This is a genomic window from Paenibacillus sp. J22P90 (assembly GCF_059692195.1).
In genome coordinates, this window is record NZ_JCAUAY010000003.1 from 767854 (window position 1) to 794682 (window position 26829).

Annotated in this window: 27 protein-coding genes and 2 riboswitches; of the genes, 10 read left to right on the plus strand and 17 right to left on the minus strand. The window is 48.0% G+C overall.

All coding sequences use genetic code 11. The features are described 5' to 3' along the window. Nucleotides 1–143: 143 nt before the first annotated feature. A complete protein-coding gene (locus AC58UX_RS13585; protein WP_497253395.1) occupies nt 144–923 on the minus strand; it encodes a squalene/phytoene synthase family protein in 780 nt (259 codons plus the stop codon). Between the two features lie 362 nt (nt 924–1285). Here AC58UX_RS13585 and AC58UX_RS13590 point away from each other — a divergent pair, with 362 nt between their 5' ends. Continuing rightward, entirely contained in the window at nt 1286–2188 is a 903-nt protein-coding gene (locus AC58UX_RS13590) for a manganese catalase family protein (RefSeq protein WP_497253397.1), read from the plus strand. A 456-nt stretch (nt 2189–2644) separates the two neighbouring features. Here the strand turns inward: AC58UX_RS13590 and AC58UX_RS13595 are convergent, their stop codons facing one another. The 6 genes from AC58UX_RS13595 to AC58UX_RS13620 all read right to left on the minus strand — a co-directional run bounded on the left by AC58UX_RS13595 (nt 2645) and on the right by AC58UX_RS13620 (nt 6301). Next, the gene (locus AC58UX_RS13595) at nt 2645–3097 is read right to left on the minus strand and encodes an NUDIX domain-containing protein (RefSeq protein WP_497253672.1); all 453 of its coding nucleotides are present in this window, start codon (nt 3095–3097) and stop codon (nt 2645–2647) included. A 53-nt stretch (nt 3098–3150) separates the two neighbouring features. Then, on the minus strand, nt 3151–3297 hold the full coding sequence (locus AC58UX_RS13600) for a hypothetical protein (RefSeq protein ID WP_497253399.1): 147 nt from the start codon (nt 3295–3297) through the stop codon (nt 3151–3153). Next, on the minus strand, nt 3281–3874 hold the full coding sequence (locus AC58UX_RS13605; protein ID WP_497253401.1) for a TetR/AcrR family transcriptional regulator: 594 nt from the start codon (nt 3872–3874) through the stop codon (nt 3281–3283). The genes AC58UX_RS13600 and AC58UX_RS13605 overlap by 17 nt, the downstream gene beginning before the upstream one ends. Nucleotide 3875: 1 nt before the next feature. Continuing rightward, entirely contained in the window at nt 3876–4619 is a 744-nt protein-coding gene (locus AC58UX_RS13610) for an SDR family oxidoreductase (RefSeq protein WP_497253403.1), read from the minus strand. A gap of 239 nt (nt 4620–4858) precedes the next feature. Further along, a complete protein-coding gene (locus tag AC58UX_RS13615; protein WP_497253405.1) occupies nt 4859–5821 on the minus strand; it encodes an MBL fold metallo-hydrolase in 963 nt (320 codons plus the stop codon). A 294-nt stretch (nt 5822–6115) separates the two neighbouring features. Next, nucleotides 6116–6301, minus strand: coding sequence for a hypothetical protein (locus AC58UX_RS13620; RefSeq protein ID WP_497253407.1), 186 nt, complete (start codon nt 6299–6301; stop codon nt 6116–6118). A 165-nt stretch (nt 6302–6466) separates the two neighbouring features. Here AC58UX_RS13620 and AC58UX_RS13625 point away from each other — a divergent pair, with 165 nt between their 5' ends. The 5 genes from AC58UX_RS13625 (at nt 6467) to AC58UX_RS13645 (ending at nt 10852) form a co-directional block, all read left to right on the plus strand. Then, on the plus strand, nt 6467–8530 hold the full coding sequence (locus AC58UX_RS13625) for an ATP-binding protein (RefSeq protein WP_497253409.1): 2064 nt from the start codon (nt 6467–6469) through the stop codon (nt 8528–8530). Between the two features lie 21 nt (nt 8531–8551). After that, nucleotides 8552–9367 carry a glycoside hydrolase family 16 protein gene (locus tag AC58UX_RS13630; RefSeq protein WP_497253411.1) on the plus strand — a complete coding sequence of 272 codons (816 nt, stop codon included), beginning with the start codon at nt 8552–8554 and terminating at the stop codon, nt 9365–9367. Between the two features lie 28 nt (nt 9368–9395). After that, nucleotides 9396–10088 (plus strand): RNA polymerase sigma factor, encoded by a 693-nt coding sequence (locus AC58UX_RS13635; protein WP_497253413.1) that lies wholly within the window; start codon nt 9396–9398, stop codon nt 10086–10088. 76 nt (nt 10089–10164) lie between these two features. Further along, on the plus strand, nt 10165–10329 hold the full coding sequence (locus AC58UX_RS13640; protein ID WP_497253415.1) for a VOC family protein: 165 nt from the start codon (nt 10165–10167) through the stop codon (nt 10327–10329). Nucleotides 10330–10408: 79 nt separating this feature from the next. Beyond that, a complete protein-coding gene (locus tag AC58UX_RS13645) occupies nt 10409–10852 on the plus strand; it encodes a VOC family protein (protein WP_497253417.1) in 444 nt (147 codons plus the stop codon). 90 nt (nt 10853–10942) lie between these two features. Here the strand turns inward: AC58UX_RS13645 and AC58UX_RS13650 are convergent, their stop codons facing one another. The 3 genes from AC58UX_RS13650 to AC58UX_RS13660 form a co-directional block, all read right to left on the minus strand. Further along, nucleotides 10943–11119, minus strand: coding sequence for a hypothetical protein (locus AC58UX_RS13650; RefSeq protein WP_497253419.1), 177 nt, complete (start codon nt 11117–11119; stop codon nt 10943–10945). Beyond that, the gene (locus AC58UX_RS13655; protein WP_497253421.1) at nt 11116–12096 is read right to left on the minus strand and encodes a nucleotide-binding protein; all 981 of its coding nucleotides are present in this window, start codon (nt 12094–12096) and stop codon (nt 11116–11118) included. Before AC58UX_RS13655 ends, AC58UX_RS13650 begins: the two co-directional genes overlap by 4 nt. Nucleotides 12097–12331: 235 nt before the next feature. Further along, a complete protein-coding gene (locus tag AC58UX_RS13660) occupies nt 12332–12748 on the minus strand; it encodes a GNAT family N-acetyltransferase (RefSeq protein ID WP_497253423.1) in 417 nt (138 codons plus the stop codon). 114 nt (nt 12749–12862) lie between these two features. On the opposite strand from AC58UX_RS13660, the gene AC58UX_RS13665 reads away from it, so the two are divergent. Further along, the gene (locus tag AC58UX_RS13665) at nt 12863–14242 is read left to right on the plus strand and encodes an aminotransferase-like domain-containing protein (protein WP_497253425.1); all 1380 of its coding nucleotides are present in this window, start codon (nt 12863–12865) and stop codon (nt 14240–14242) included. Nucleotides 14243–14259: 17 nt separating this feature from the next. Here the strand turns inward: AC58UX_RS13665 and AC58UX_RS13670 are convergent, their stop codons facing one another. From AC58UX_RS13670 to AC58UX_RS13680, 3 genes are read right to left on the minus strand one after another with little or no spacing between them, the layout of a single operon-like run. After that, nucleotides 14260–14880 (minus strand): NADPH-dependent FMN reductase, encoded by a 621-nt coding sequence (locus AC58UX_RS13670; protein WP_497253427.1) that lies wholly within the window; start codon nt 14878–14880, stop codon nt 14260–14262. 33 nt (nt 14881–14913) lie between these two features. Beyond that, the gene (locus tag AC58UX_RS13675) at nt 14914–15489 is read right to left on the minus strand and encodes a cupin domain-containing protein (protein WP_497253429.1); all 576 of its coding nucleotides are present in this window, start codon (nt 15487–15489) and stop codon (nt 14914–14916) included. Further along, complete coding sequence (locus AC58UX_RS13680) at nt 15455–16111, minus strand: hypothetical protein (protein WP_497253431.1); 657 nt, start codon at nt 16109–16111, stop codon at nt 15455–15457. The genes AC58UX_RS13675 and AC58UX_RS13680 overlap by 35 nt, the downstream gene beginning before the upstream one ends. 201 nt (nt 16112–16312) lie before the next feature. Between AC58UX_RS13680 and AC58UX_RS13685 the strand changes: the two genes are divergently transcribed. Continuing rightward, the gene (locus AC58UX_RS13685; protein ID WP_497253433.1) at nt 16313–16714 is read left to right on the plus strand and encodes a MarR family winged helix-turn-helix transcriptional regulator; all 402 of its coding nucleotides are present in this window, start codon (nt 16313–16315) and stop codon (nt 16712–16714) included. A gap of 50 nt (nt 16715–16764) precedes the next feature. On the opposite strand, the gene atzF is transcribed toward AC58UX_RS13685, so the two are convergent. Genes atzF through AC58UX_RS13705 form a run of 4 tightly spaced genes read right to left on the minus strand, consistent with a single transcriptional unit; the run spans nt 16765 to nt 23675 of the window. Further along, nucleotides 16765–18603, minus strand: a complete 1839-nt coding sequence (gene atzF / locus AC58UX_RS13690) for an allophanate hydrolase (protein ID WP_497253435.1) — start codon at nt 18601–18603, stop codon at nt 16765–16767. 18 nt (nt 18604–18621) lie between these two features. After that, nucleotides 18622–22245, minus strand: coding sequence for an urea carboxylase (gene uca / locus AC58UX_RS13695; protein WP_497253437.1), 3624 nt, complete (start codon nt 22243–22245; stop codon nt 18622–18624). A 28-nt stretch (nt 22246–22273) separates the two neighbouring features. Then, nucleotides 22274–22924, minus strand: a complete 651-nt coding sequence (locus AC58UX_RS13700) for an urea amidolyase associated protein UAAP2 (RefSeq protein ID WP_497253439.1) — start codon at nt 22922–22924, stop codon at nt 22274–22276. Between the two features lie 31 nt (nt 22925–22955). Continuing rightward, nucleotides 22956–23675 carry an urea amidolyase associated protein UAAP1 gene (locus AC58UX_RS13705; RefSeq protein WP_497253441.1) on the minus strand — a complete coding sequence of 240 codons (720 nt, stop codon included), beginning with the start codon at nt 23673–23675 and terminating at the stop codon, nt 22956–22958. Between the two features lie 69 nt (nt 23676–23744). Beyond that, nucleotides 23745–23843: riboswitch (guanidine-I (ykkC/yxkD leader) on the minus strand. Nucleotides 23844–24033: 190 nt separating this feature from the next. Continuing rightward, nucleotides 24034–24137: riboswitch (guanidine-I (ykkC/yxkD leader) on the plus strand. Nucleotides 24138–24225: 88 nt separating this feature from the next. On the opposite strand from AC58UX_RS13705, the gene AC58UX_RS13710 reads away from it, so the two are divergent. Both AC58UX_RS13710 and AC58UX_RS13715 read left to right on the plus strand, forming a co-directional pair. Next, nucleotides 24226–25584: an APC family permease gene (locus AC58UX_RS13710; RefSeq protein ID WP_497253443.1), complete on the plus strand. Its 1359-nt coding sequence runs from the start codon at nt 24226–24228 to the stop codon at nt 25582–25584. A gap of 268 nt (nt 25585–25852) precedes the next feature. After that, a complete protein-coding gene (locus AC58UX_RS13715; protein WP_497253445.1) occupies nt 25853–26806 on the plus strand; it encodes a metal ABC transporter solute-binding protein, Zn/Mn family in 954 nt (317 codons plus the stop codon). Nucleotides 26807–26829 lie beyond the last annotated feature (23 nt).

The window sequence follows — 26829 nt, forward strand, 5'->3', positions numbered from 1 at the left end:
ACGAGTACTTGCAGAATTTTCATTTCGACTTCTTTCGAGCGAATACCTTTTTTTTCCTATAATTTCACCTAATTTCGTAAAAAGAAAAGAAGCCTACAAACCGCTGCAGGCTTCCCCTCAAAATTCCTATGTAAATCCCATACTTACGTTACTTTACTCACAATTTTCAAAACCATATCTCGTGTCAGCTTGTTGCCGCCAGCAGCTAGTAAATTAACCGTAGCATGCGCTAGAGCTAAAGGGACCTTGCAAAACTTCAACGCTGGCCCCTGCTTCAGATCAGCGATATACGCATCTGCCAGTTGCAGATTGCGACGCGTGTATTGCTGCATTTCCTTGAAGCCCCAACCATCCGGGAAAAAGTTCACGCCGCGATTCGCATCCTCCAATTTATTGCGGAGAATATTAACCGCCTGCAGTCCTCTTCCAAAGGCAATTGCTTTGTCACGATCGGATTGTGTGCCATCATGCCACAGCCATAGCTCGGACAACATCTCGCCAACCATACCAGCAACGCTATATGTATAGCGGTCCAAATCCTCTTCCGTATGGATGTTCCAGCCATTTTGAACCCATTCCGACATTTCCAATGACATTTTAGCAATATACTTCTCAACGATTGGCATTGCCGTAGGTGGACAGAGCGCCAGCCATTCATCCAGTCGCATCGAAACTTCCGGCAGTTCCTGCTGATGAGGCGCCAGCAAGCTCTGAATCGAGCCCATAATATCGGAGGATTGGAACGCTTGATATACGCCATATAAAAGCTCTATTTTCAACGGGTCCGCCAGTTCCTCATGATCCTCGATCTCATCGATGGCCCGCATACATAAATAGGCAGATGTTACAGCCTCTTTTAACCCGAAGTCCAAGTTGCTGATCGGTATATAAAAGGTTCGGCTCGTTTCTTTCAACATCTTCATTGCATCATTCAGCATATCGGTATTAATGGTAATTACCTCCAAGTATAAACTTCCCTTTGCGTTCTAGTAATCATGTACTCTCATGATAACATACTTTATGAAAGTTAAGCCAAAGCAAACCACCAATAGTTGCTCAAACTACGCTTCATTACACAAAAGTGTCAAACTTTTAGATGCTTAATTGTCATATGCAGCTTACTTTTCAGGGAGTCCATATTGACACCCTTTTCTGGATATTATGTCCAATTTGAAAAGGAAATAAAAATTCAAAAGCAAAAAAAACCACTTTAAAAGTACATGATTAGATATAAGGCTTAAGGTAAACAATGTACAGGAGTGAAAAATCTAGAGGAGTTGAAGCCATGTTTAAACGAATGGATGAAATTTCAATTGAGATTCCTGACATTGAGAAGCCTGACCCGAATGCCGCGGCAGCTGTACAGGAATTGTTAGGCGGTAAATTCGGGGAAATGTCCACTTTGAACAATTATCTCTATCAATCCTTTAATTTCCGTTCGAAGGAAAAGTTGAGACCTTTTTACGATTTAATTATGAGTATTACGGCCGAAGAGCTCGGCCACGTAGAATTGGTTTCCCATGCGATCAATAAATGCTTACGAGGTTCAACGAGCTATAAGGAGCCCGATCAGAACCCCTTGGAAATTGTCAAAGATGCTCGTCTCTCGTATCACTTTCTTGCAGGTGCGCAAGGGGCCATGCCGGTTGATTCCATGGGTAACCCATGGACAGGCGCACATGTTTTTAACAGCGGTAATTTGGTAGAGGATTTGCTGCATAATTTTTTCTTAGAATGCGGTGCTCGCACCCATAAAATGAAAGTTTATGAAATGACCGACCATCCTGCAGCACGTGCTGTGATCGGTTACCTTCTCGTTCGTGGAGGCGTTCATGTTGTTGCTTACGCCAAAGCGTTGGAAGTTGCCACAGGTGTAAATGTCACTAAATTAGTCCCTATTCCTTCCCTAAGCAACAAAGCGTTTAATGAAACAAGGAAATTTGAAGAGAAAGGCGTGCATACCAAGCTTTACACGTGGAGCGACAAGGATTTCACAACCATCGGCCAGATATGGAAAGGCACCCATCCTGAAGACGGCTCTGCGTTAGAAGTCATCCATGGTACGCCTCAAGGATATCCCATTGCTGAAGCGCCGGCTGTCGAAGAGGAATTTGCTCCTGGCATTTCACCTGAAGATTTCAAACAAATCGCGGCGAGACTTAAAATGGCTGGAAACATCAACACATAGCTCGATTCACACTAATGATCCTTATCCTATAGGGATCTTTTTTTGTTCAAATCTACTTGGGTTGAAAAAGCTCGTTAATCCGCTTTACCAATTCCTCCGAGTGCAAATAATAATTCCCCGCAATCCCACAGGAGTAAATACAAGCTTTTGTTCCTTACCTTCAAATAGGACAACCGAGTAAATGGGAAATCTTAAACTTTTTTAGCGACATCACTCGGTAATTTGTTTCAAATCACTAAACTTTAGCAGGACCTCCCTACTCGTATCGAGGTAAATCACTCTAATATCTAGTTCCTCATCATTAAGCTCGAATGCTAGAATCATACATTTCCGACCACGATTTTTCGTCTTTCTAGGGTTGTCTGGGGCCACAACGTAGGAACCTCCAAGACTTAAACTTACGGTTTCGCTCATAGTGATCTGCTACCCTCTCATGTTGTTATTCGAATCATTCTTTCATCCCAATTTTCTAACCTTTTCCTCGATTATACATTGATTACTTTCATCCCACACAACAGAAATCTCAAAAGTTCCCGACTCAAAGAACAAAGGAAACCTTCGTTTAAACCAGTCTTGCATGGGCAACTGCAAAGCCTCGCTTACATCTACCCAGACTAATTCACCTTCAGGTGGATTGGGAAGCAGCTCTCCAGAATAGGTCCGAGCGAGGTAATTAAACACCATATATCGATAGTTCTTTTCGGGCACTAAATATTCATCCACGCCCTTGTATATGAGATCTTCCGGGTTCACCACGAGTCCCGTTTCCTCCCACAATTCTCGGACGGTTCCCTCCGAAAAACTTTCTGCTAAATCCAACTTACCGCCAGGGCCTAGAAATCCGGGAAACCCTTTGGCTTCGGGACGGTTTATTAGAAGCACCTTGTTCCCATCTTGGACTAAGCACATGGTATAAATGCCACATTCAACTTTACTCACTTATGTAGATCCTCCTACTTCAATCATTCAAACGGACTCTCCAACAAAACAACCTCATTCGCCTCAGGATTCAACGCCACTCGCCCGCCGAGATGCATAATCAATTTCGGATCTGTATGCTCATGGAGCCAGGCTTTAATCTTTTGGGTTTGATCATACGATCCCTCCAAGTATCAACTGCCAGACATTTTCAAAATCCTCATCGCTGTCCCCAAATCCCCACTCCCCAGCATGCGATGGATGATGGAAGCGCGAGGTGGCCAAAAAGATCGCTCTAGCGATCGACGCCGAATCTCCCTGCTTGAATGCGTTGCTCGCCATTCCCTGCTCGAGAATCTGTGCAAGCTGCCCAATCAAGCGATACACATGCGTGCTAATCATTTCAATTTCAATGAGCGTTACATTGGCATACATGGTGAACATTTCCGGATCCTCGGCAGCGAATTTCCGCTTGGTCTGAATCAACGTCTCTAACCACATACGCAAACGCTCAACGGCGCTGCCGCTAGTTTCATCTCTCGCAATTGCCTCCAAAGGAACTGCGACACTCGTATGCAACCACCGGGATGTCACGGCTTCCCGCAGCGCAGCTTTGCTTTCAAAATGCCGATACACCGTTCCATGACTCACTTGCAGCACCTTCGCAATGTCCACAACGGACGTTTTGTCTGGACCATACCGCCGGAGCACTTGCTCGGCTGCATCTAAAATCTCATCTTTTGATAATGGCAACTCATTCTTCGTCATCTTAGATAAACCCGCCATTCACACGAAGTGTTTGTCCTGTTACCCACTGAGATTCCTCACTTGCTAAGAAAAGTACAACCCGTGAAATATCCTCCGCTTCCCCCAAACGTCCGAACGAATTCATGTTAGCTACCGCTTTGATTTGTTCCTCCGATTTTCCTACGGTGAATAGCTCAGTATTGACTGGCCCAGGTGCAACGGCGTTAATCGTGATGCCTTTGGGTCCTAATTCTTTCGCTAACTGACGAGTAAACTGCTCAACAGCCCCCTTCGTGCCCGCATACGAGCTGTACCCAGGGAACATTTGCCCATTAACTGAAGTAGAAAAGTTGATAATTCGACCATTCTCCTTCATATGCAGCGCCGCTTGCTGAATCGCAAAGAACGTCCCTTTCACATTAATATTAAACTGCTTATCAAAATCCTCCTCGGTAATGGAGAGTATCGGTTTCGTAATCATGATCCCTGCATTATTGACTAAAATATCAACCTGCCCGTACGCCTCCAGCGTCCTCCGGAACAAAAGCTCAACCTGTGCCACTTCGCTGATATCCGCTTGAATCGCGATCGCTTCACCGCCTTGTTGTTTAATGCCGTTAACGACTTCCTCCGCTTTACCTGGACTGCTAGCGTAATTCACAACAACTTTAGCCCCGTGAAGTGCCAGCTCTTCTGCGATTTTCTGACCGATTCCTCTGGATGCACCCGTTACTATCGCTACTTTTCCTACTATTTTACGTTCCATTTCCTAATCCCGCCTTTCATTGAAATGAAGTAAGCAGCCGTCTTTTCCGCCTAACATGTAACTTTATTATAAATACGAAAATGACAAATATCAAATGACATTTTTCCAATTTTGTCATTCCTGTTTATTTTGAAACAATATATAGCGCCCTCGTGAGAGCCTTGGCATCAACGCAAAGAGGTGCTTGATTCCCAAGATCTCCACCTTCGAAGCAAGCACCTCTTTATGATATTTTACGTCTAGTTCGGCTCTGCCACCAAGGTTTCGCCATGCTTTAACAAGCGCAGCGCGCTTGGGTCTAGCCCTCTCCGCTGCCAATCCGCCAGCAGCCGATCCAATGCTTCCTTGGGTGTATCATCAGCAAGACGAAAGGCTCCATAGTGCATCGGAATGAACTGTTTGGCACCGACATCCAGGAAAGCCTGAATCGCTTCCTCGGGCGTCACATGCTGCATCCCCATGAACCACTCTGGCTCGTAGGCGCCGATCGGCATTAAGGCGTAGTGAATGCCCGGATATTTGGCACCAATCTCGCCGAACCCTTCAAAATACCCGCTATCGCCAGCAAAGTATATCGATTGAGGATCCTGTTGCTCGCCCTCTGGCAAAGACGACGCAGTCCGCTTCATTACCCATCCGCCCCAAAGCGAGGTATTCGTATCGGTTAGCGTACGCCTTGTCCAATGCTGCGCAGGAACAAAATGAAACTCCACCTGACCCACGGTTTGACTCCCCCACCATGGCAATTCATAAACCGTGCTGAACCCCAGCTTCCGCAGCTTCGAGCCAAGTCCCTCTGGTACAAGCACGTACGGCGTGCCTCTCAGCTTTTTCAATGAACCCACATGCAAGTGATCGTAATGCGCGTGTGAGAGCAAAATAACATCTACTGGCGGAAGCTCTTCAATAGAAAGCCCAGGCGCTTCCAATCTCTGAGTGAAGCCCATCCGGGTGGCCCAGACTGGGTCGGTCACAATCGTCAAACCTGCGAATTGCAGCACGAAGGTGGCATGCCCGATCCAAGTAATCGTCACTTCATTCTGATTATTCTTCAGCAGTTCCTGCTGCTTTTGCTCAGCTTGGCCAATTCGGAAGCTCAAATCTTTGATTTTACCCTTCCGCTCCTTTTGCCAGCGTCTTACCTCTTTCCACGTTTTCGTCGTTGCGTTTGGATCCATATTGCTGTACCGCTGTCGAGCCATTCACTCATCCCCGTTCTTTTGTAACCTCATCTGATGGTTAATCCCGTTAAGTATACCTGCTCATTAGTATAACAAATGAAATCATGGTATTGAAATGTAAAGAAGGTGTGCCTCGCGGCACACCCTTCGTTATTCAAGAATCCTATCACCAATCAGTTTTTATAGACAGGAGCAACTGGAATCTGGCGTTCAAGAAAGTCCAAAGCCGTTTGCAGTCCCGCTTCCGCCTTGATTTGCTTTGAGATCTCAGCCGCTCTCAAGCGTACATGAGGAGTTTGAAGCTTGCGAATCGCTTCAAGTAACTTTTCCTTTGTCAGACTTGGAAATGGATTTTGCTCGCGCCAGGAATGAAGGAAACGCGCTTGTTGCAGGTGAGATCGGAAACAGGTTCGCAATGATCAGCGGCTTGTTTAGCCTCTCCGACAAGGTGCACGCGTAATAGACCTGCAGCGGATGGGCGATAATCAGGTCGATTTTCACGACATGAATTCCCCCAAATTGATAGCCGATTGTACTTTCGATTATACCCCTATTTTAAAAGGATAACGTCTCATTATCGTCTCATCTTTTCATACGCGCATGTTGCTAAGATGAAGGATACGCCGTGAGTGATGCCGAAACGTATTAGCTGGGGGAGGACGAATTATGGAGAATCTTATCGAAAAGCTCGCCATCGAGCGCAATCGACTATTCGTTGGGCGAAGTGCGGAGTTGGAAATGGTTCATCAATGGCTCCGAAGTGTGCCTGCGACGACGCAGCTTCTGTTTGTATCTGGCATTGGCGGAATCGGGAAAACCTCGTTCATGATGCGGGCGCTCGACTTAGCTATGCAAGCGAACAATCGTACCCTGTGGATCGATGGTCGAATTTGTGTAGAAACACCTACAGGCTTCATGGAAGCTTTGTTTGATCATATGAAAACCTTTGACGAACTACCATCTCCACTCGAACCTTCTCTGCACAATCTCATTCATGAGATGTCCAGAGGTCGAACAGTACTATGTATAGACAATTATGACGCCATTCAAAAAATAGACGGATGGTTGCGAGAAGTGTTTCTTCCCCGACTGCCCTCGAAGGGGCTGTTGGTTCTGTTAGTTTCTCGTCAAAATTTATCCGAATCTTGGCAGCATGACCTCGCTTGGCGGAACAGCGTCTCTTACCTAGAGCTACAGCCTTTAAATAGACAGGAAGTTACCCAATACGCCTTCCGCACCGGAATCAAAAAATCTGTAGATATCGAACGTCTTCATAACGAATCGCAGGGATTGCCGCTTGCCTTGGCGCTCAACTCCGAAAAGCTTCATCTCATCGGCAAAGAAACCTGGCCAATTTCGCTGCGTATATCAGCAGAGCTTTTGCGCGAAGTTGCTTCTCCAGACTTACAAGAGACGCTGGATGTGCTTTGCATTCTGCCGCAAGCCACGCTGGCGCAGATTGGTCGATTGGTTCGTTCGCCACTACATGCGGACAAACTGCTTCAGTTAAGCCGCATATCCTTTGTACGCCCTACCGCTTATGGCTTTGCCTTACATGATGTAGCGCGTCATTACTTGATGGAAGACTTCATTCGGCGTGAGCCGAAACGGGTACGCAGCTTGCGTACGACGATTGTTCGCGAGCTGGTGCGAGAAATGAAGTCAGAAACTGTCAGCGACTGGAGTAAACGGATTGCCATCCTTCTCACTACTTGCCGGGACGTATTTCAACTCGATTCCGTGTCTGTATTCGCCCATGATCCTGAGCAGATGCGCATGGAGTCTTTTCACCAGCGAGATTTACCTGAGTTGATGCGAATCATGCAAGAACAAGCCTCCTATGCAGTATCGATTAGTAAGGATCTCGCCGTACTGCGAGAGATGGCTGCATGCTTCCCTGATTGCATCCGTGTGTTTCGAGCCAAAGACGGCACGCCTCTGGCGTTTGTAGCAGGCTTCTTCCTCTACGGGGAAACGACCCGATTTCACGAGAAGCATTTTCCAGAAGTGCTGGAGAAAGCTTTCCCTAATGAAATCGACGCGTTTCGTACGCAAGGGATGGAGCAAGCGGATACCTTTTACCATTTGCTTGCCGCCGCTTCCGAACAGCATGCTGAGTACAGTTTTCAGCAGCTCATCGGCATTATTTTAGCGGATTGGCTTGTCGTTCGTTCCGCAGGTTTGCGGTTCGTCATGATCAATACGTATGAAGGAATTACGGCCATTCTTTTACGGCTAGGGTACAAAATGAGGCCCCTGACTGGCCTTCCCGACGGTCACCCGTTCCAACACGCAACCGTCCGCGAGCTGGACTGGCACACTTCAGATATCGGAGACCGGATTCTTGTGCTGCTTGGCATTGAGCTGGAGGCGGCCAAATCCCCTTCCTCGGAAGACATCACCGAAAAATCCATACTCGCTGCTCTCCCGCTTGTAACAGATCTTAAGCGGCTGGCGCAAACCGATCTGGCTACCCTCCTTGGGTTATCCGGTACTGAGTTGCAGCACTCGCTTCATCAATTGCTTTGGGGCGATCCTGTGTATCCGCTTGATCAACGCATGCAGCAAGTACTGCGACAAATGAGCGAGCAGACTCATCTGACTGCCGAAATCGCGGCTAACCGATTGCACGTAAGTAGAGCTACTTATTTTCGAATTCGCCGAGACGCTTTGAGAGTTATGAAGGACGTTCTTTTAAGTGGTGGTTGGTTGGACAGTAGAGACGTATAGGAAAAAGGAGTGAACGCGACAATGAGTATGCTAGATTTCCCTAGGAATCCTTTAGAAAAAGCCGGGTACACCCTCGTATTCCACGACGACTTCGAGACGAGCGAGTTGGATCGTGCGAAATGGCTGCCTTATTACTTACCGCAATGGAGCAGCCGTCAGAACACCACGGCGAATTACCGGTTCGAAGACAGTCAGCTTCTCTTGCGCATAACTGAAGAACAACAGCCGTGGAGCCCGGAATTTAATGGGGATGTGAAAGTGAGCAACCTGCAAACGGGGGTGTTCGCCGGACCGCTCGACAGCCCGATTGGGCAGCATCGGTTCTCGCGGGATTGCCTCGTTCGCGAGGAACAGCCTGAGGAACGGTTGTTTGTCTCACAATATGGCTATTTTGAAATTCGAGCAAAAGGGCTTGGCACACCATATAACGTCTGCGCGTTCTGGATGATCGGCTTCGAGGATGTGCCCGAACGTTCGGCAGAAATTTGCCCATTTGAGCTAAAAGGCTGGAACGTGAGGGATGGGGCGTGCACGCTCGGCTATGGTATTCATTCATTCGGCGACCCTACTATAGAAGAAGAGTTTTTCGAACGCGAGTTTGCGTTGGACCCGACGCTCTACCACGTCTATGCGGTCGATTGGACTCCCGAAGGCGTCGACTTCTATATCGACAATGTACGGATCCATCGCTCGCCACAATCGCCAGATTATCCCATGCAATTGATGCTAAACATTTATGAAATCCCGCCGCAAGAGAGCGGGAACGTTGAACAGCCTGTGTATCCGAGCGAGTTCGCTATCGATTATGTGCGGTGTTATCAGCGCGTAGGTGATTGAATACATATGCACTGGAAGGTGACAAACAGTGACTAGAGATAATCTTACGTCTGATCATCAATTGATAATCAATGCTAAAAGCGGCGACTTCGAGGCATTTCGCATTATCGTAATCCGCTATTCTAATGCCCTTCTTTCTGTTGCGTATAGCGTAATTGGGGACTTTCATGAAGCTCAGGATGTTGCACAAGAGGCTTTTGTAAAATGTTACAACAATCTACATACATTAAAAGAACCAACTCGGCTTGGCAGTTGGCTTTACTCGATTGCTTACCGAACAAGTCTTGATTTTCTAAAGAAGAAAAAGGCGACTCTCACGTATATCGAATCTATCCCCGAAAAGTCGGACAACGTCGGTTCATGGCTTGAACAGCATGTCCTTCAAGAATCCATTTGGCGTGCCCTGCACACATTGGAGGAAAAGAGCAAATCCGCTGTTGTTCTGCATTATTTAAGCGATTGGTCAATGAAGGAAATCAGTCTATTTCTAGATCTATCCGTAGCGGCAGTGGAAAGTCGCATTCGTCGCGCTAGAGAGACGCTTAAGCTCCACCTTGTGGACGATTTCGAATCTTATTTCCGCCCTTTCCGACTGGATCGTGATTTTGAGCAAGCGGTTTGTGAACAAGTGTTGAGAAGAGCAGGACACTTCTACATTCCAGTCACCAATAAAAAAAAAAACAACAGACTGGTTCTACCTTCACTTTCATTTAAGAACTAGTATCCATGGCAATCTGAATCTGGAATCAGGTCATGAATTGTATTTGCTCGAATGCCACAATCATTCTCCGAACAAGATGCCACTTTTAACTTTTTCAGTAGATAGCGCAGATGATTTATGGTTACAACTAACAAACAGGGGTGTCCATACCGAACCCCTGGAAGAGAACGAATTATTCGGAAAGTTATTCGTATTTTATGACCCTGACGGAAACAAATTTAATGCTGTAGAAAATAAATAAATATATGATCTCACGCGACGGATTTGACTGGTTTGAATCGTCTATATGTTGAAACTAAAAACAAGAGGTGAGATCATCCATGTTAGAAAAAGAAATACCACAATTACAGAACCAACAGATCGGCCAAAAACCTATGTTAAAGAAAGTTCTCTGCAACTACTTACCCGTATCTAATCTGGAGTTTGCTGCAAAATGGTATGCGGAGATGTTTGGTTTAGAGGTTAGGAAACGTGAACCGGACGGAGCCATCTTAATCCTAGGAGACGGACAATGGTTATTCTTACTGGAAACTTTGGATATGAAACCAGCGAATTTTGTCACTGCACAATGGGATGGCGAAGAGTACGAAATGTTTTCATTAACGTTTGAGGTTGACAATATTGTCGAGCTTCGCAAGAAACTTCGCGACAATAGCGTCCATGTTGAGCCACTAGTTGACCATGACGGCTGTGGTCTGCAATTTAAATTTAAGGATCCTGACGGAAACAAGTTTAATGTATGGCAAGACCCTGCATCCGTATAAAACAAAGACAAGAGTCAGGATCGCTCCTGACTCTTGTCTTGTTTTATCGTAACCACCACGAATACAATCGTGTTGTCTATGAGTGCAATTTCAACTTAACATCGCAGGACGTTTATACTCCGCTTTTCGTTTTAAAACAACGATACCTGCAGTATCTTCCCCAAGGCCTAACGTAGGCGCTAATACCCTTTCAACCACCTTACCCGAGGTACCTGTTCCTTGAACAGCACCCTTTTGGAATGCTTTGCGGATGTTTCTTCTGTTCATATTACTTCACCTCCAAAAATATAGTGGATTGAACTCATTAGCTCCTGATTCTCATCCATCATACTTTCCAGTCGCGTAGTCGCCACCCCTCCGTTGATCGTGAGATGAATAGTAACGACTAACTCCTTACCAACAGGATAACACAGTAAATATACACTCGCAACGCCCGTTTTATTGTACAGGAGAGCTTGCTCTGTCCCAGTTAAATGTACGTCAATCACTAATGGTTTTGTGGCACTCTTGGATTGATAATCCTTAAAATGATAAAACTTCCCTCGTCCCACATTTCCAGCGACCTGTCTAATGCCATCTGTCCCCTCTACTGCCCAAACCGCAGCTCCGGACACTTTGGCACTAGCAAAAGTATTAGTATCGTAGGCAGTTCTGATGGCTTCATATACGTAATCATATTTACGTCCCGGATCAGTTAGAAGGTCCTTACTAAATTGTGTCAAAAAACTAATTAACGATTGATGTGCTGGATTTACAAATGAGCCTAGTTCATCTATTTTTTGACGGATAGAATCACATGCAGTTACTACTGCAGCATCTTTATTACTCATACTTGCATCATATGTAATGAATGTTAATCCGTGTAGGTCAGAAGGAATATGAAATTCGGTAATTTCCGTACCTTGATACGTTTTTCTCGATTGAATTGGGACAATGTAAAATACACGATCTCTCCGTAAATGTCCCCAAAACAAGCCCATCTCAAAGATGGTATTGTCTCTTGGGGCTAATACCGTTTTTCCTCGAAAGTCAACGATATCATCCGGTCCGAATACAAAAACAGCAAAATCGTTATGGTCCACTTGTGTTTCTAAATCATCCATAGTTGCACTATTCACTTTAAAAACGCCAGCAAACCAAGGAGTTATCTCTGCATAGCGTTGTAACTCGCGCATTACGGCCGTAGCATAAGGTTTTGCTTCTGAAGATGATCCAATAAATAACCTCGGCTTTGAATCTGCCATCCCATAACTCCTTTTTAAAAGAATCTGTTTTTCCGATGACAACTCTATGAGTCCCTCGTTGATTACTATAAAGACTCTGTAATGCTAGAATTATACAATACGAAATCTACATATTCTACCTTTTAAGGAGAAACACTAGAACTTCTCCGCGTTAGCTAAAGCTGCAAATTTAAGAGCCATCCTTTACGGATGGCTCTTTCTCTCTCACTTTTTTTCATCCATCGTTACTCACTAGTTATTGAGCTACTCTGCGGATCATCATTTCCCGTCGCGCGAAGCCGTATTTCTCATATAATCCATGAGCGTCTCGTGTACCCAGATAAATATTCGTTTGGCGAATACGAGGATGGTCGACCATAACGGCCATCATCCATTTGCCGAGTCCTTTGCCACGATGTTCCGTATCGACGATCACGTCACACAGCCAGGAAAAAGTTGCGCCATCCGTTACAACCCGCATGAAACCTACTTGAAGCCCGTCCGCACTATAGACTCCAAAACAAAGTGATTCCTTCCAGCTGTTCCTGATGGTTTCCTCCGACCGTTCAGCCGCCCAGTAGCTGCTCTTCAATAAAGCAAAAACCACATCCGGCTGCAGTTCTTCTACACTGTCACTGATTCTGTAAGGCAAGCAATCATGAATCCATTCCATCTGTATACCTCCCATAGTTCACGATACGTAATATGTTTAGTATAATGGTAACAGTTAGAAGTGAAAAATGAATTATCCATTAACTATACCCATACAGATTGGGGTGTAAAGATCATGAAATACGAAAATGTGAAGGATTATCTGAAACAACAGATTAACAGCGGGGTGATCAAGCCTGGCGGTAAATTGCCGTCTATCCGAGAGCTTAGTCTGCATTGGGCGTGCAGCAAAAACACCGTAATTCGAGCTATCGAGGAAATGGAAAAAGAACACCTCATCTACTCGGTACCGAAGAGTGGCTACTACGTAATTGATCGTTCCTCCAAGTCTGAGGATCGGCCGGAAGGGCGTATTGATTTCGCCGTGGCTGCACCGGATCCTGGCATTATCCCGTATGAAGAAATTCAGCACGGGTTGAACCGGGCGATACAGCTATACGGGGATCGGCTTTTTACATACGGTGATCCGCTCGGATTTCCATCGCTGCGCGAAGCTTTATCCCGACACTTCGCAGCCTCACAGATTTTTGCTGGACCTGAACGGATCTGCGTCGTCTCCGGCGCCCAACAAGCGCTTCACTTGCTTGCCTCCATGCCGTTCCCAAATGGAAAATCGGCGATCTTAGTCGAGCAGCCCTGCTATGCGGGAATGTTGCGATTATTGAGCCTCCTCGGGGTAACTGTAATCGGCATTACTCGAACGGAATCAGGCCTTGATTTAGATGAACTAGAGCGGCATTTTCGGAACAATGCCATTAAATTTTTCTATACGGTCCCCCGTTACCACAACCCGCTCGGAACCAGCTTGTCACGCGGAGAGAAAGAAGCCATCGCAGCCATGGCGGAGAAATATGATGTGTATATCGTGGAGGATGATTATCTCGCAGACTTGGAAACAGACAGCAAATCCGATCCAATCTGCAGCTATGATAATTCGGGGCGCGTCATCTACATTCGAAGCTTTTCCAAAATCATGCTGCCCGGCCTGCGACTTGGCGCCGCTGTACTTCCCGCAGCATTAATGACTATGTTCCGAATGTACAAATCTTCGAGCGATTTAAGCACATCTGCCCTTTCACAAGCCGCTTTGGAGATTCATCTGGGCAGCGGATTGTTTCAACGCCATGCCGCCTTGATGAGGGAACGCTATGGCGTCCGAATGAAGGCTCTGCAGAAGGCTTGCAGCAGATATTTAAACGAGGGTTTCCGTCTAAGCCAACCAACTGGCGGTATATTTGCCGGGCTTGAGCTACCCCATCATCTGGCGGCAGAGGAGCTAGTCCCGGCCCTTCGTCAGAAGGACGTGCATGTTTTTCCTACGATGCAATGCTACCTTCCAAGCGTGGAAAGCGCGAACAGCTTGCGCCTCAGCATTATTCGCACAAATGAAAAAGAGATCGAGGACGGCATTCAGATCATCCGCCAAACGGCTGACGAGCTCATCGGCCAAAGAAGTACAAACAAACTCAGCCGATCAGCCATTACTTGGATTTAGAAGGCTGCATTTCTTATTCAAGAAAACACAGCTAACGCTACCTTCCAATTCCGACGTATTCGTGCCAGGACGCTTTCTTGGCCTTCGAGTTGGTCAGCTAATTCCGACAATGCTCGTTGAACACGCGGCGCGAAATCGCGAAAATCACGATCTGGTATTAGCTCGGCTCCCTCACGAATAACCGCATCCGATAATCGGAGTGCAGGAGACGTCGGCACGATGCGCATCCTCAGCCGAACCGCTACCCGCCTTAGCTGCTTGGCGCATCGGCGGCCGCCATGACCGCCGTAGGTCACGATCATGACCGGCTTATCCCGCCACTCGTGGTAAAGATGATCAATAGCGTTTTTGAGTGCCGCCGGATAACCCCAGTTAAACTGCGGTGTGACGAAAATCACGCCACTTGCACTCTTGATCTTTTCGCTCCACGCGTGCGTGTGCTGCTGACTGTAGCTTCCCAAGGCGGGGATTCCCGGCTCATCGTCCATCGGCAACGGCCATTTCGCCAGATCGATGATCTCATATTCGTAATTTGAATTCGCTCGACCGATATACTCGACCCATGCTGTGATTTTTGGGCAATTTCTGCCTGCTCGTATACTCCCCATGACCAGGAGAACCGTCTTCTTCTGATCCATTGCTACACCTTCATTTCTTGTAATAGGTTTTCATTAATCGACACGATATCCGAGAGCCTTGGCGAGACGAGCCAATCCACCAAGTAGCACCTTTTGCACAACGGCTGGAGCACCTGCATCATATCCCTCGCCATATTTCCATAACATCCCGAGCCAAAGCGGATTATAAGGAACTCCCCTTTTACTCAACTTTCCTTCGCACTCCAGCTTGTGATGCAGCTTAAACATGTCCCAATGACATCCGGGAGGGCGAACCTCATGGATCCCGATCAATATCTCTAGGCCAACGTTAAAAAATTGATGCACCTGTTTCGGATGAATGGTTAAACGCTCGCCAGGGCCGAGCACTTTTTCTACGCCATCTACGATCCCTTTGACTAAACCTTGCTTCACCTCGAAGGATTCTGTAAGGATCGGATGCCAATGAGGGGAATTCATTGCTCCTTGCTTGGGTATTTGATGCTCAATCCGTAAAAAGTCCCCCCGCTCATCCTTCCCTTGTTCCAATAAAGTGACGGTCTTCCCATCAGGAAACCGAAGCTGATTTGCATCTTTTCCTTCTAGCACCCTTTGGTCACCTACTTTTAGCAGTCTTTTGAGCTTCGTCATTCGAACGAACACTCGCTTTCTCGAGCATGTTAACCAAAAGCACTACTGCAAAGGTTGCAACCGCCACGAATATGACATCCTTACCCGCATGAATCCAAAGTACGGGGATCCAGGCAATTGCCAGGTAACGATGAATGGCTCTCATCCACTTATTCCGTACTTTCCTAATCAAAAAGCCGTATCCCACGATGGTCAGCAGGAAGATAAAGCTGGCAGCGCCGGAGTAAATATGTTGAACATGAATTTCTTTGATTAAAAAATAAATACCATGCGCAAACACGAGGACTAATGCTGCCCAGCCCGAAATTTCGTGAAGTTTAAGAATCCACTTTCCAATGACACGGACGATCTTAGATTGAGATTTCAATCCTCGCTTAAACCACAACAAGGAAATACACACCGCTCCAAGATAAACCGCATACGTACCAAAATCGTTAAAAAGTATCCCTATTCGAACGGGAAGCTCGACCACACCTCTTTCCATTTGTTCCGTTGCCAAACGTTTGAGATCAGTATCTCCGTTCCCGTGCAGGGAAATATAGTAGCAAAAATAGCCCAAAAAGAGCACAGCAATGCCGACAGCTATAATTGAAGGAATCCAAACTCGTTTACTTTTACTCATCGATATTTCGTCATAACCTCCTAAGATGCAAATTAGTACGTGATACAAACAATATAGTTTGTGCCACGTACAATGTCAATGACTTTTATGATAAAATAAAAATTGAAATATACATATAGGCTGTATACGAATATCTGAGCTTATCTGGAGTGAATCATGGTGAACGAAAAAAACACTAATTTTCAAGAAAACCTCTCAATTATGGATAGTTTGATACAATTATCCTTCCTTGTTCAAGGAATCCTTACCCGAGTCGGAGCTGAATACGATGTTTCCATCATTCAGATTCGGTTGTTCGGCATTTTACGTGATCGAGAATTAAGTATGTTACAGCTAGCCCAATACCTCGACCTCGACAAATCCAGCATTACCGGATTGATCAATCGCGCGGAGCGCCGGGGGTTAGTTGAACGCAGTCCTTCCCCCCACGATGGTCGTGTCATTCATGTAAAGGTGACAGCCGAGGGACATAAACTGATTCAGGTCGTAAGCAGTAAGATCGGGCGTCAAATTAAAGCCATAACGGATACCCTTAATGAAAAGGAGAGCTCACAATTCAGTGCTCTTGCTTCTAAAATGTTGTTCCCTTTAGGCCAACAGTAAATAAGAAAAAGAGAAGCGCAGGCGATACCGCCATGCGCTTCTCTTTTTGGTTAAACCACGTTGCGCCAGCTGCGCAACGCCGTAATATCTTCCGCGCCTTCGGCCGCGTAAGCTTCACAAACGAAGCCCGGGACTTCCGTGCCGTCCCGGAGCTCAACCTTGCCGATCCCGAGCGGAGCCGGGATCGCTGCTGCAAAGCCGCCGAATGCCTCGAGCGGCATCTCCCAAATTTCCAGCTGGATGGCCGCGCCACCCTGCTGTTGCTTGATCATCCCCGGCTTCGCAGGGGATGTCGGCAGCTTCACAAGGCTGTACTTCGCCGCGGATTCATCCTCCCGGATGAACCGCGCTCCACAGCCTTGCATCTGTTTCTCCAGCGGGTAGCCACGCATGTGCAGCCCGCAAACCGCCACCAGCGTCGTTTGCGCAGCACCGGCGCTATCCGCCCTTGCACTTGCCTTAGCATTCACGCCGCTACTCACAATCACACCCGCACTCGCCGCAGCAACCTCCGCCTTCACGCCACCACTAGCGCCAGCAACCAGCAACTCCGCAGCCCCACAAATCAACCCTTCCTCTTCCGCTACCGCGAAGAGTGTAATCCCAAAAGGCGTCTCCGGCGCCGCATCGCCCGCAGGCACAGCAACCGCGCACAAATCCAGCAGGTTGCAATGGTTCGTGTAACGACCCATATCGCGATTCGTGCTGATAGGGTCCGCAAGCACCTGCTCGCGTGTCCAAGTGCCTCCGCAGGTCGGCATCACAAGCACCGCATCCTGCAATAGCTTCCTAGCTTCCAACTTATAGCGCTGCAGCTTATGCATCGCAACAAACACCGATGCTGCATCGTACTCGCTAGCTGCGCCAGAACGCAAAATCTTTTCCGTCACCGGATAAGCTACACCTGGATTCGCTTCGATAAACGGTCCAATATCGGCCCAACGTTCAGCCACCCATGGACCTTCATATAAAATCGCCGCAGCCTGCGAGAATAACTCAACATCTATCTCTTCAATTACAATACCCTCACGCCGACTAACCTCACGCACCTGCTCAACAGCCTGCAACCATGCTGCACGATACTCCGCAGCGTAAGGTCCATAGAAGCCTAGCTCACCGCTCGGCAGGCAAATCTTCGCAGGCAGTCCCGCAGGCTTGCGCACCACGCTGCGCGACCAAGGGTCTTCCGCGTGGACGCCCCGCGCCACGCTGTCTACGACAAGCGCATCCGCCAAGGTATGCGCGAAGACCGTGACGCAGTCGAGGCTCGCACAGGCTGGCACGACCCCCTTGGTCGGCCATGCGCCGAGACTCGGCTTATAGCCGACTAGGCGATTCAGAGCTGCCGGCACACGGCCGGAGCCAGCTGTATCCGTGCCAAGTGAGAATACCACTTGGCCACGGGCTACGCTGACGGCTGAGCCTGAGCTCGAGCCGCCGCTGATCAGTTCAGGACGCAGCGCGTTATGCGCGTCGCCGTAAGGGCTGCGAGCGCCGACTAAGCCCGTCGCGAACTGATCGAGGTTCGTTTTGCCTACAGGAATGGCACCTGCAGCAATTAATCTCTCTACGACACCCGCATGCTTATCCGGCGTAAACGCATATTCCGCGCAGGCCGCGGTCGTCGCAACACCAGCTAGATCAATGTTATCTTTGATCGCAAACGGAATCCCCCAGAGAGGCGCATCTGCTTTCGAGAGAAATGGCAAACGATCCAAGTACGGCTGAATCGCATCCATCGACGGTGGTGTAATCCAAATGTTCATGTCAGCATCCGCGATGGAACGCTCTACTATAGTAGCCATGACCTCCTGTGGAGATAATGTGCCCGCTTCATATTTTTCTCGCAAGTAAGATAACGTTAACTCTTTTGCCACTGTAATGCCCATGACCTCTTCACCTCTCCCTTACGCAGATTGTGCAATACCAAGAATTAGTTGTCCGGCATGCACCTGATCCCCTGGCTTCACACCAACCATTGACACATAACCATCACAAGGCGCGTGCTGCGGGAATTCCATTTTCATACTTTCGAGAATTGCCAGTTGGTCACCCTTCTTCACTTGTTCACCTGGGGACACGAGTACTTTCCACACGCTTCCTGGCATAATACCGCGTACAGCCACAGTCCCTACAGGCAATTCATCTTCCGGCGCAGCATCCCCTGTCTCCTGCTCGGAGACATATTCGGCAAGTCCTTTGGCTTTCCAACTCTCGCGCTCTTCTCTGAACGCTTCACGTTGTTGGGTACGGAACGTATCCGTTGTTTCTTCTATAGAACTTAGGAATTGGAGATATTCACCTAGATCAAAAGTCGTCTCTTGAATGTCAGCCTCATAGCGGCCACGAGGGAAATCCTCGCGCAGCTGCAGCAGCTCTTCCGCACTCACTTCATAGAATTGGATTTGGTCAAAAAATCTCAATAACCAAGGCTTACCCGTCTGAAAGCTCTCCGTTGAGCGCAGACGATTCCACATTTGAATGGTGCGTCCTACGAATTGATATCCGCCAGGACCTTCCATCCCATACACACACATGTAAGCTCCGCCGATACCGACGGCATTTTCTGGTGTCCACGTACGAGCTGGATTGTATTTCGTTGTGACTAGACGATGACGAGGATCAACCGGCGTTGCCACTGGAGCCCCCAGATACACATCCCCTAACCCTAGTACGAGGTAGTTCGCTTCATATACGATTTTTTTCACTTCATCTATGGTGTCTAGGCCATTAATCCGTTGAATAAACTCAATATTACTTGGACACCAAGGTGCATCTGGACGCACGCCTTGTTGGTAGCGCTCGATTGCAAGCTGCGTTGAAGGATCATCCCATGACAGTGGCAAGCGCACAATACGCGATGGTACACGGAACTGTTCCAAAGGAGGGAGAGCAGCGTCGATCTCGACTACCTTTTGGCATGCTTCTGTTACCGTAATTTGGGACGGATCAATATGAATTTGCAAAGAGCGGATCCCCGGAGTCAGATCAAGTACTGGAATGGAACCACTTTCCACGATGGCCTGCATCAAAGCCTGCACTTGGAAGCGAAGCAGCAGATCCAGCTCTAGCTCACCGTATTCGACGAGCAAGTTTTGATCCCCACAGCAACGAATCGTGATCGGGAATCGGCGGTTCTCTACTTCATGGAAAAGTCGCGGATACTCTGGCGTAATCTCCTCATTTACAGCAGGCAACTGCACGTGTACCAATTGGTCAAAATGCCCATCGCCAATCGCGCGCAGGTTGCTCTCTTGCAGATCACGCAGTGCTTCTGCTTCAGGAAGCGTCAGAAGGTGGAAACGGATGGAGTCACCAGGGTGTAATTGACCTAGCTTCCAGAACTCAGCCGATGCCGTCGTCACTGGACATACGAACCCACCGAGACTCGGTCCATCTGGCCCTAGCAAAATCGGCATATCGCCTGTCAAATCCAGCGTACCAATCGCGTAGGCATTATCGTGAATGTTGGACGGGTGAAGTCCCGCTTCCCCACCGTCTTCGCGCGTCCATAGTGGAGCAGGCCCTTTCAAACGAACGCCAGTTCTGGAGGAGTTAAAATGCACTTCCCAGCTCGTTTCTGTCAATTGATCTAGATACTCTGTGCGCAAAAACTCACCTGTACAATGTGGTCCAGGCACGACCCCAATCGTCCATTCGCGTGTCATTCCTGGGCGATGATCTGGCGCTAATTCAAACACATCCTGAACACGGTTCTCGCCGCCTTCGTTGACACCCAATACATCGCCCGTGCGCAGCGCACGGCCGCCATGCCCCCCGAAGCCACCCAACGTAAACGTGGATGAGCTGCCTAGCAGCTTCGGCATATCGAGTCCGCCGCCGATGAGCAAATACGTACGCATGCCCGCTTGAGCTTCGCCGAAGCTCAGCACTTGCCCTTTCGAAGCCAACACCGGACGGTACGTAGCAACCGTCTCCCCATCTAGCTCTGCTTGCATATCCGCACCGGTTACGCAGAACCACATGTCGCTGCGGAACTTGTAGGAGCCGCCACGCAGCGTCATTTCAAGACCAGGCGCATCGTCGGCGTTGCCTAGCAGCTTATTCCCGATGCGGAACGATAACGGATCCATCGGTCCGCACGGTGGTACACCGACATCCCAATGGCGAATACGGCCTGGGAAGTCCTGCACCGTCGTTTGAATACCGCCATCAACAACTTCAAGTGCGCGCTCTGTAGGCTCGAATGTATTCAGCAATTGCGTGTAGACATTGCCGCTCAGACATGCCTCTTCTTGCAGAAGTGCACGTACATACTGCAGATTCGTCGTTAACCCATACATGCGCGTTTCAGCCAACGCTTCTACTAATTTATGGATCGCGTCTAAGCGGTCCTTGCCGTGAACAATGATTTTAGCCAGCATCGGGTCATAGAGTGTCGTTACAGTCAAACCATCACGAACCCACGTCTCATTACGAGCTTCGCTAGAGAACACAGCGCGATCCACCTGACCCGCACTCGGACGGAACTGTTGAAGGCAATCCTCTGCGTAAATCCGCGCTTGGATACTGTGGCCTTGCGGCTTGCGGATCAGCGATTGCAGATCATTCAGCTCGAGTGCTGCTTCACGCACCATCCACTCCACGAGGTCAACACCCAGCACTTCCTCCGTCACGCCATGCTCCACTTGAAGACGCGTGTTCACTTCCAAGAAGTAAAACTCACACGTATCTGGATCGTAAAGATACTCGACCGTACCCGCACTGCGGTAGCCTACCTCAGCAGCCAAACGTTTCGCCGAAGCAAACATCGCCTCACGTACTTCGTCCGACAGGTTCGGAGCTGGGCTCTCTTCAATGACCTTCTGATTACGGCGTTGGATGGAGCAATCGCGCTCACCTAGCGTTACTACCTCACCTAAGGAGTTACCGAAAATTTGCACCTCTACGTGACGCGCACGAGCAATGTATTTCTCGAGGAACATGCCCCCGTTTTTGAAATTCGTTTCGGCCAAATGACGTACACCGTCATATGCCGCTCGCAGCGTCGCTTCGTCGGCACACACGCGCATCCCGATACCACCGCCGCCGGCGGTGCTTTTCAGAATAACAGGATAGCCGATACGCTTCGCTTCCGTTAAAGCTTCCTCAAGCTCCGTGATTAGCGGAGTGCCTGGCAGCATCGGAACGCCTGCTCTTTCGGCAATCTCACGCGCAGAATGCTTGAGTCCGAACATCTCCATTTGCTCTGGAGTCGGTCCGATGAATACAATGCCATGCTCGCGACAAGCGCGGGCGAAATCCGCATTTTCACTCAAGAAGCCATAACCGGGATGGATCGCTTGGGCACCGGTTTCGAGCGCTGTTTGCAGAATCAGCTCGGTATTTAAATAACTCGACTTCGCTGGCCCCTCACCGATCAGAACCGCTTCATCGGCTCCATCCACATGTAAGCTATCTTGATCAGCAGCTGTATACACAGCTACGGATTGAACTCCCAGTTTGCGTAATGTACGCTCAATACGTACGGCAATCGCGCCACGGTTGGCAATTAGCACTTTTGTAAACATCGTAACCACTCCTTCATGTGTATGTTCTTTATTTATCCCAGATGAGCACCTGAATCGGCGTCGGGTTATAGGCATTACATGGGTTATTAAGCTGCGGACAGTTGCTGATCAGTGCCATCGTGCTGCCAATGGACTGCATTTCGACATAACATCCTGGCGCGGATACGCCATCATCGAATTTCAAACCACCATCCGGCGTCACGGGTACATTCATGAAAAAGTTGATGTTCGGCGCCAAATCCCGCTTCGTATACACACCGTCCTGCCCAGCCAACTGCAGCATGAACGTATCGCGACAGTTGTGCATCGACAACTTGTCGTGCGAGTAACGTACTGTGTTGCTTTGCGCTGAGCACGAACCGCCGACCGTATCATGACGCCCGCAGGTGTCAGCGACGATTTTCAGTAGCTCCTTGCCTGACTCAGCTCTCAGGATGGATCCAGTGCTCAAGTAAATGTTGCTTTGACCCGTGATTGTCGCCACTGCACTGTAGTGATCCTCTGGATTCTCCGCATCAAAGAACAACGTGTCTGCCGCCTGATTGCCTTCCAAATCCACGATCCGCATCACTTGTCCTGGCTTCAGGACACGCATCCAGCCATCTCCCGCCTGAATCACTTCACTATATATGGCATCCTCCACTTGACGAGGGCTTTCTACTCGATTAAATACAGCCATACTTCCTGCCTCCTCCGCATTGTCTTTTCTATTAAGAACCTAACAGTATGTGGTATTCCCATGTATTTTCAAAAGCTCGGCGATTCTCCGGGCGATAATTCAAGCAAAAATCATCTTCATTAACAGGTGCTGATGCGAGCACTTCGATTTTGACAGGCACGGAAGGATAACTCTCTCTCGGATCAAGCGGGTTCGGCGTGTTGGACAGGACTACCAATGTATCTAGCTCCGTCCTTAGCGTGACTGTTGCCCCTGCTGGACAGTGATCTAAGCTGAGCCGCATATCCCCGTTGTCATCCACGACGACTTTGGAAAATATATTCACGACCGGCATCATATCCCGCATGCTTAGACCATTGCGAACGAGCTCCACGGCAAAGTTCTCTTGGCCGCTCCGCAGCCAATCATTGCGCAGCTCCTGATAGTTCGTCGCCCCGTACTTGGCATCTGTTGCCGCACGGCTTGTGTATCCACTAAGTGGATCATGCCAGCCTAAGCTGTCTTCCACGATGCTTACCATCGCCCGGCCGTTATCGCTCATCAGCACATTGCCTCGGGTCAAATGAGCGGTGTGCTGCGCCTTCAATGTATCTGGCATATTGTAGCGCTCCGTCAGATCCTTCGCGTGGTACAACTGGATCGACACATTCGCGCCCGCTTCCAGCGCAGTCAAACGAATCAATTTCCCCTTGCCAATTACCCCTGACCATTTGCCTCCCGGCCCTATGTCCTTGCTCCAAATGTTCCCCATGCTATCGCTCTCCTTCGCTTTTTGCTTAAACAAAAAGGGAGACATCACAAGACCCATTGTCTTGGTGATATCTCCCAGGTTTTTATCCTTCCGTGTCACTCTCTCTCAAGAGTGGTTTACTCTCGGACCAGCCCGATTCGTACCGGCGGAACCCTAGTAAACAATCGTATTCGTTTGTGTTACTAAACATAACATCGACGATGATATGTGTCAATAACTTCTAATAATTTTACCTGTTTAACATAAAATACTTCTCATGTTTCATACAATGTGTTATATTAACTTACATAAATAAGAAATAGCTAACATCCTTAATGAAATGGTTGTTCATCATATTCATAAGTAATGAAACATTACATAGAAAGTCTTCTAGGGTTCCGCGAAGCACCTCGTTTCGGTCTGGACCAAGAGAGGACGCACAGCTAAAGACTGTGTTCACGGAGGGATAAAAGCCCGGGAGATATCTGCACGTTAGATATCCCCTTGGCTTTTTTGCATATATGCTGCTCCCGTGTTCACGGCCAACCACTGATGAGGGAGTGTTACCGCTATGACTCAAGAAGTTACACTACGCAAGTCGCTAAGCTTATACCAAGTCGTCTATATGGGGCTTGCTTGGATGACCCCGATGATTTATTTCTCCATCTATGGTATTGCGTACGAAAATGCACATGGGATGCTAACGCAAGCCTATCTACTCGCTTTCATCGCCATCTTTTTCACCGCATATAGCTATGGTGTGATGTCCAAGGTGTTTCCGACCTCCGGCTCCGCGTACACCTATACCAAAAAAAGCATCCATCCCTACCTAGGCTTCCTAGTCGGATGGGCTTTGCTCCTTGATTACTTCTTTTCCCCCATCATCGCGTGCCTAACCTTCGGCATTTACCTGCATGCTCAGTTCCCGTCCATTCCCGCTTACGTGTGGATCATCGGGCTTAACATCGTCCTCGGCCTCATTAATATCATTGGCATCAAATTCTCTGCAAATATCAGCAAATTGTTCGTTTGGATTCAAATTGTGTTTATTGCCGTATTCTGCTTCTTTCTATTCCGAAACCTTTCTGGCGCTGGTGAGATTCACCCGCTTCAGCCTTTTCTGCAAACGGATGTACCGTTCTCTACCATTCTCGCTGGCGCTTCGATTATCTGTTTCTCTTTCTTAGGCTTTGATACCGTGACAACGATGGCTGAGGAAACGGTCAACTCGGAGAAAACCATTCCGCGAGCGATCATGATCATCATCATCACAGCCAGTGTTCTCTACTTAGTACCGTCATTCCTAACTCAACTGGTGTATCCACATCTAACATTCGTAAATATCGATGCCGCAGGCTTTGAACTTGTTAAAATGGTTGGCGGAGCCGCATTGAGTGCCGTGTTCCTCACTGTTTTGATTCTGGCGATTTTCACACAAGGGTTATCGTCGGTTACCAGCGTGTCGCGCCTCCTCTTCGTGTTAGGGCGAGACAACGTACTGCCTAAACGGGTATTCGCGTTCCTTCATCCGAAGTTCAATACACCCGTCATCAACATTGTGATCGTTAGCGCCGTCTCTCTGCTCGCTCTCGTGATCTCCCTAGATAATGCTGTGAAATTCGTGAATTTCGGCGCGCTTACCGCCTTCTTCTTCGTCAACGTGTCCGTCATCGCGCAGAAGTATTTGAAAGAACGCCAACGTTCGCCGAAGCAAACGCTTCTGTATCTCGTGCTTCCCCTGCTTGGCGCTGGATTCATCAGCTATCTGCTGTCCCTGCTGGATAAGGATGCCTTGTGGATGGGCGGCACGTGGCTGCTGATGGGAATCGTGTATCACCTGATTCAAAAGCGTGCCGCTCTGATGAAGAGCCCCGCTGTTGCGACCGAGCGCTTGCCCGGAAGTGCACAGCACGTTGGCACGTTGAAATAGTTGGTTATCGCAGCTGCACAGTACAACGCAAAACAGTTGGAGTGATATGACTCCAACTGTTTTTTTATTTGTGATAACACTTCGTTTATGAAATTTGGTTTGGACTAAAAAAAATGTATCAACATAAATTTGTTTCCCTATTGCAACTTTTTCATATTTGGATAATAATATAAGAAATAAATGTTTCCCGAAGTCAACAATTGTGGGCTTGCACAAATTTGAAATTGCGCATTAGAAAAAAGCGAAAGATCGGGGAGGACATAACGAAATGAACGTGATGACTTTAAGAGGTTTTTGGAAAAAGAGTGCTGCTGTTGCCTTATTAGGCGTGTTATTAACCGTATCGGCATGTGGAGACGCTGGAAAAACATCAACCTCGACGGAGAAGGAGATTAAAGTCACTACAACGATAGGTATGATTACTGACATCGTCCAGAATGTTGGTTCAACGCATGTGAAAGTAACCGGACTTATGAATGCTGGTGTCGATCCCCATTTGTATAAAGCTTCACAGGGCGATATTAAAAAGTTAGATGATGCTCAGATTATTTTCTATAACGGTCTGCACCTTGAAGGTAAAATGGTTGAGATTTTAGAGAAAATGGGTAAAGAAAAACCGACCGTTGCGGTATCGGAAAAAATCGATCGTAAAGTTTTGCGCTCCGGTGCCGAGATGGCAACGGAGTACGATCCGCACATCTGGTTTAATGTGAAGCTGTGGATGAAAGCAACCGAGCAAGTCCGAGATTCCCTCATCGCGTTAGACCCTGCTCATAAAGAAGATTACACCAAAAATGCTGCCGCTTATTTAGTGAAGCTTGAAGAAATAGATCGCTATGCGACTGAGCAAATTGCTTTAATTCCTGAGGCATCCCGCGTTCTCGTAACGGCTCATGATGCTTTCGGTTACTTCGGGGATGCTTACCACATTCAAGTGAAGGGGCTGCAAGGGATTAGTACAGCGTCGGAATACGGATCTAAGGATGTAAGTCAGTTAAGAGATTTCTTAGTCGAGAAAAAAATTAAAGCTGTATTCGTTGAATCCAGTGTGCCTAAGAAATCCATTGAAGCGGTTATCCAAGGTGCGAAAGAAAAAGGGCACCAGATTCAAATTGGAGGAGAATTATTCTCTGATGCGATGGGCGCAGCAGGAACACCGGAAGGCACTTATGTGGGGATGGTTCGTCACAATGTGGATATCATCGTCAAGGCGCTAAAATAGCCACACAGGCAAAGAACGGTTTG

Excerpts from the sequence above, each read along its gene's own strand:
- AC58UX_RS13585 (WP_497253395.1), bottom strand. The coding sequence starts at position 923 with ATGAAGATGTTGAAAGAAACGAGCCGAACCTTTTATATACCGATCAGC.
- AC58UX_RS13590 (WP_497253397.1), top strand. The coding sequence starts at position 1,286 with ATGTTTAAACGAATGGATGAAATTTCAATTGAGATTCCTGACATTGAG.
- AC58UX_RS13595 (WP_497253672.1), bottom strand. The coding sequence starts at position 3,097 with ATGTGCTTAGTCCAAGATGGGAACAAGGTGCTTCTAATAAACCGTCCC.
- AC58UX_RS13605 (WP_497253401.1), bottom strand. The coding sequence starts at position 3,874 with ATGACGAAGAATGAGTTGCCATTATCAAAAGATGAGATTTTAGATGCA.
- AC58UX_RS13610 (WP_497253403.1), bottom strand. The coding sequence starts at position 4,619 with ATGGAACGTAAAATAGTAGGAAAAGTAGCGATAGTAACGGGTGCATCC.
- AC58UX_RS13615 (WP_497253405.1), bottom strand. The coding sequence starts at position 5,821 with ATGGCTCGACAGCGGTACAGCAATATGGATCCAAACGCAACGACGAAA.
- AC58UX_RS13625 (WP_497253409.1), top strand. The coding sequence starts at position 6,467 with ATGGAGAATCTTATCGAAAAGCTCGCCATCGAGCGCAATCGACTATTC.
- AC58UX_RS13630 (WP_497253411.1), top strand. The coding sequence starts at position 8,552 with ATGAGTATGCTAGATTTCCCTAGGAATCCTTTAGAAAAAGCCGGGTAC.
- AC58UX_RS13640 (WP_497253415.1), top strand. The coding sequence starts at position 10,165 with ATGCCACTTTTAACTTTTTCAGTAGATAGCGCAGATGATTTATGGTTA.
- AC58UX_RS13645 (WP_497253417.1), top strand. The coding sequence starts at position 10,409 with ATGTTAGAAAAAGAAATACCACAATTACAGAACCAACAGATCGGCCAA.
- AC58UX_RS13650 (WP_497253419.1), bottom strand. The coding sequence starts at position 11,119 with ATGAACAGAAGAAACATCCGCAAAGCATTCCAAAAGGGTGCTGTTCAA.
- AC58UX_RS13655 (WP_497253421.1), bottom strand. The coding sequence starts at position 12,096 with ATGGCAGATTCAAAGCCGAGGTTATTTATTGGATCATCTTCAGAAGCA.
- AC58UX_RS13660 (WP_497253423.1), bottom strand. The coding sequence starts at position 12,748 with ATGGAATGGATTCATGATTGCTTGCCTTACAGAATCAGTGACAGTGTA.
- AC58UX_RS13665 (WP_497253425.1), top strand. The coding sequence starts at position 12,863 with ATGAAATACGAAAATGTGAAGGATTATCTGAAACAACAGATTAACAGC.
- AC58UX_RS13670 (WP_497253427.1), bottom strand. The coding sequence starts at position 14,880 with ATGGATCAGAAGAAGACGGTTCTCCTGGTCATGGGGAGTATACGAGCA.
- AC58UX_RS13675 (WP_497253429.1), bottom strand. The coding sequence starts at position 15,489 with ATGACGAAGCTCAAAAGACTGCTAAAAGTAGGTGACCAAAGGGTGCTA.
- AC58UX_RS13680 (WP_497253431.1), bottom strand. The coding sequence starts at position 16,111 with ATGAGTAAAAGTAAACGAGTTTGGATTCCTTCAATTATAGCTGTCGGC.
- AC58UX_RS13685 (WP_497253433.1), top strand. The coding sequence starts at position 16,313 with ATGGATAGTTTGATACAATTATCCTTCCTTGTTCAAGGAATCCTTACC.
- atzF (WP_497253435.1), bottom strand. The coding sequence starts at position 18,603 with ATGGGCATTACAGTGGCAAAAGAGTTAACGTTATCTTACTTGCGAGAA.
- uca (WP_497253437.1), bottom strand. The coding sequence starts at position 22,245 with ATGTTTACAAAAGTGCTAATTGCCAACCGTGGCGCGATTGCCGTACGT.
- AC58UX_RS13700 (WP_497253439.1), bottom strand. The coding sequence starts at position 22,924 with ATGGCTGTATTTAATCGAGTAGAAAGCCCTCGTCAAGTGGAGGATGCC.
- AC58UX_RS13705 (WP_497253441.1), bottom strand. The coding sequence starts at position 23,675 with ATGGGGAACATTTGGAGCAAGGACATAGGGCCGGGAGGCAAATGGTCA.
- AC58UX_RS13710 (WP_497253443.1), top strand. The coding sequence starts at position 24,226 with ATGACTCAAGAAGTTACACTACGCAAGTCGCTAAGCTTATACCAAGTC.
- AC58UX_RS13715 (WP_497253445.1), top strand. The coding sequence starts at position 25,853 with ATGAACGTGATGACTTTAAGAGGTTTTTGGAAAAAGAGTGCTGCTGTT.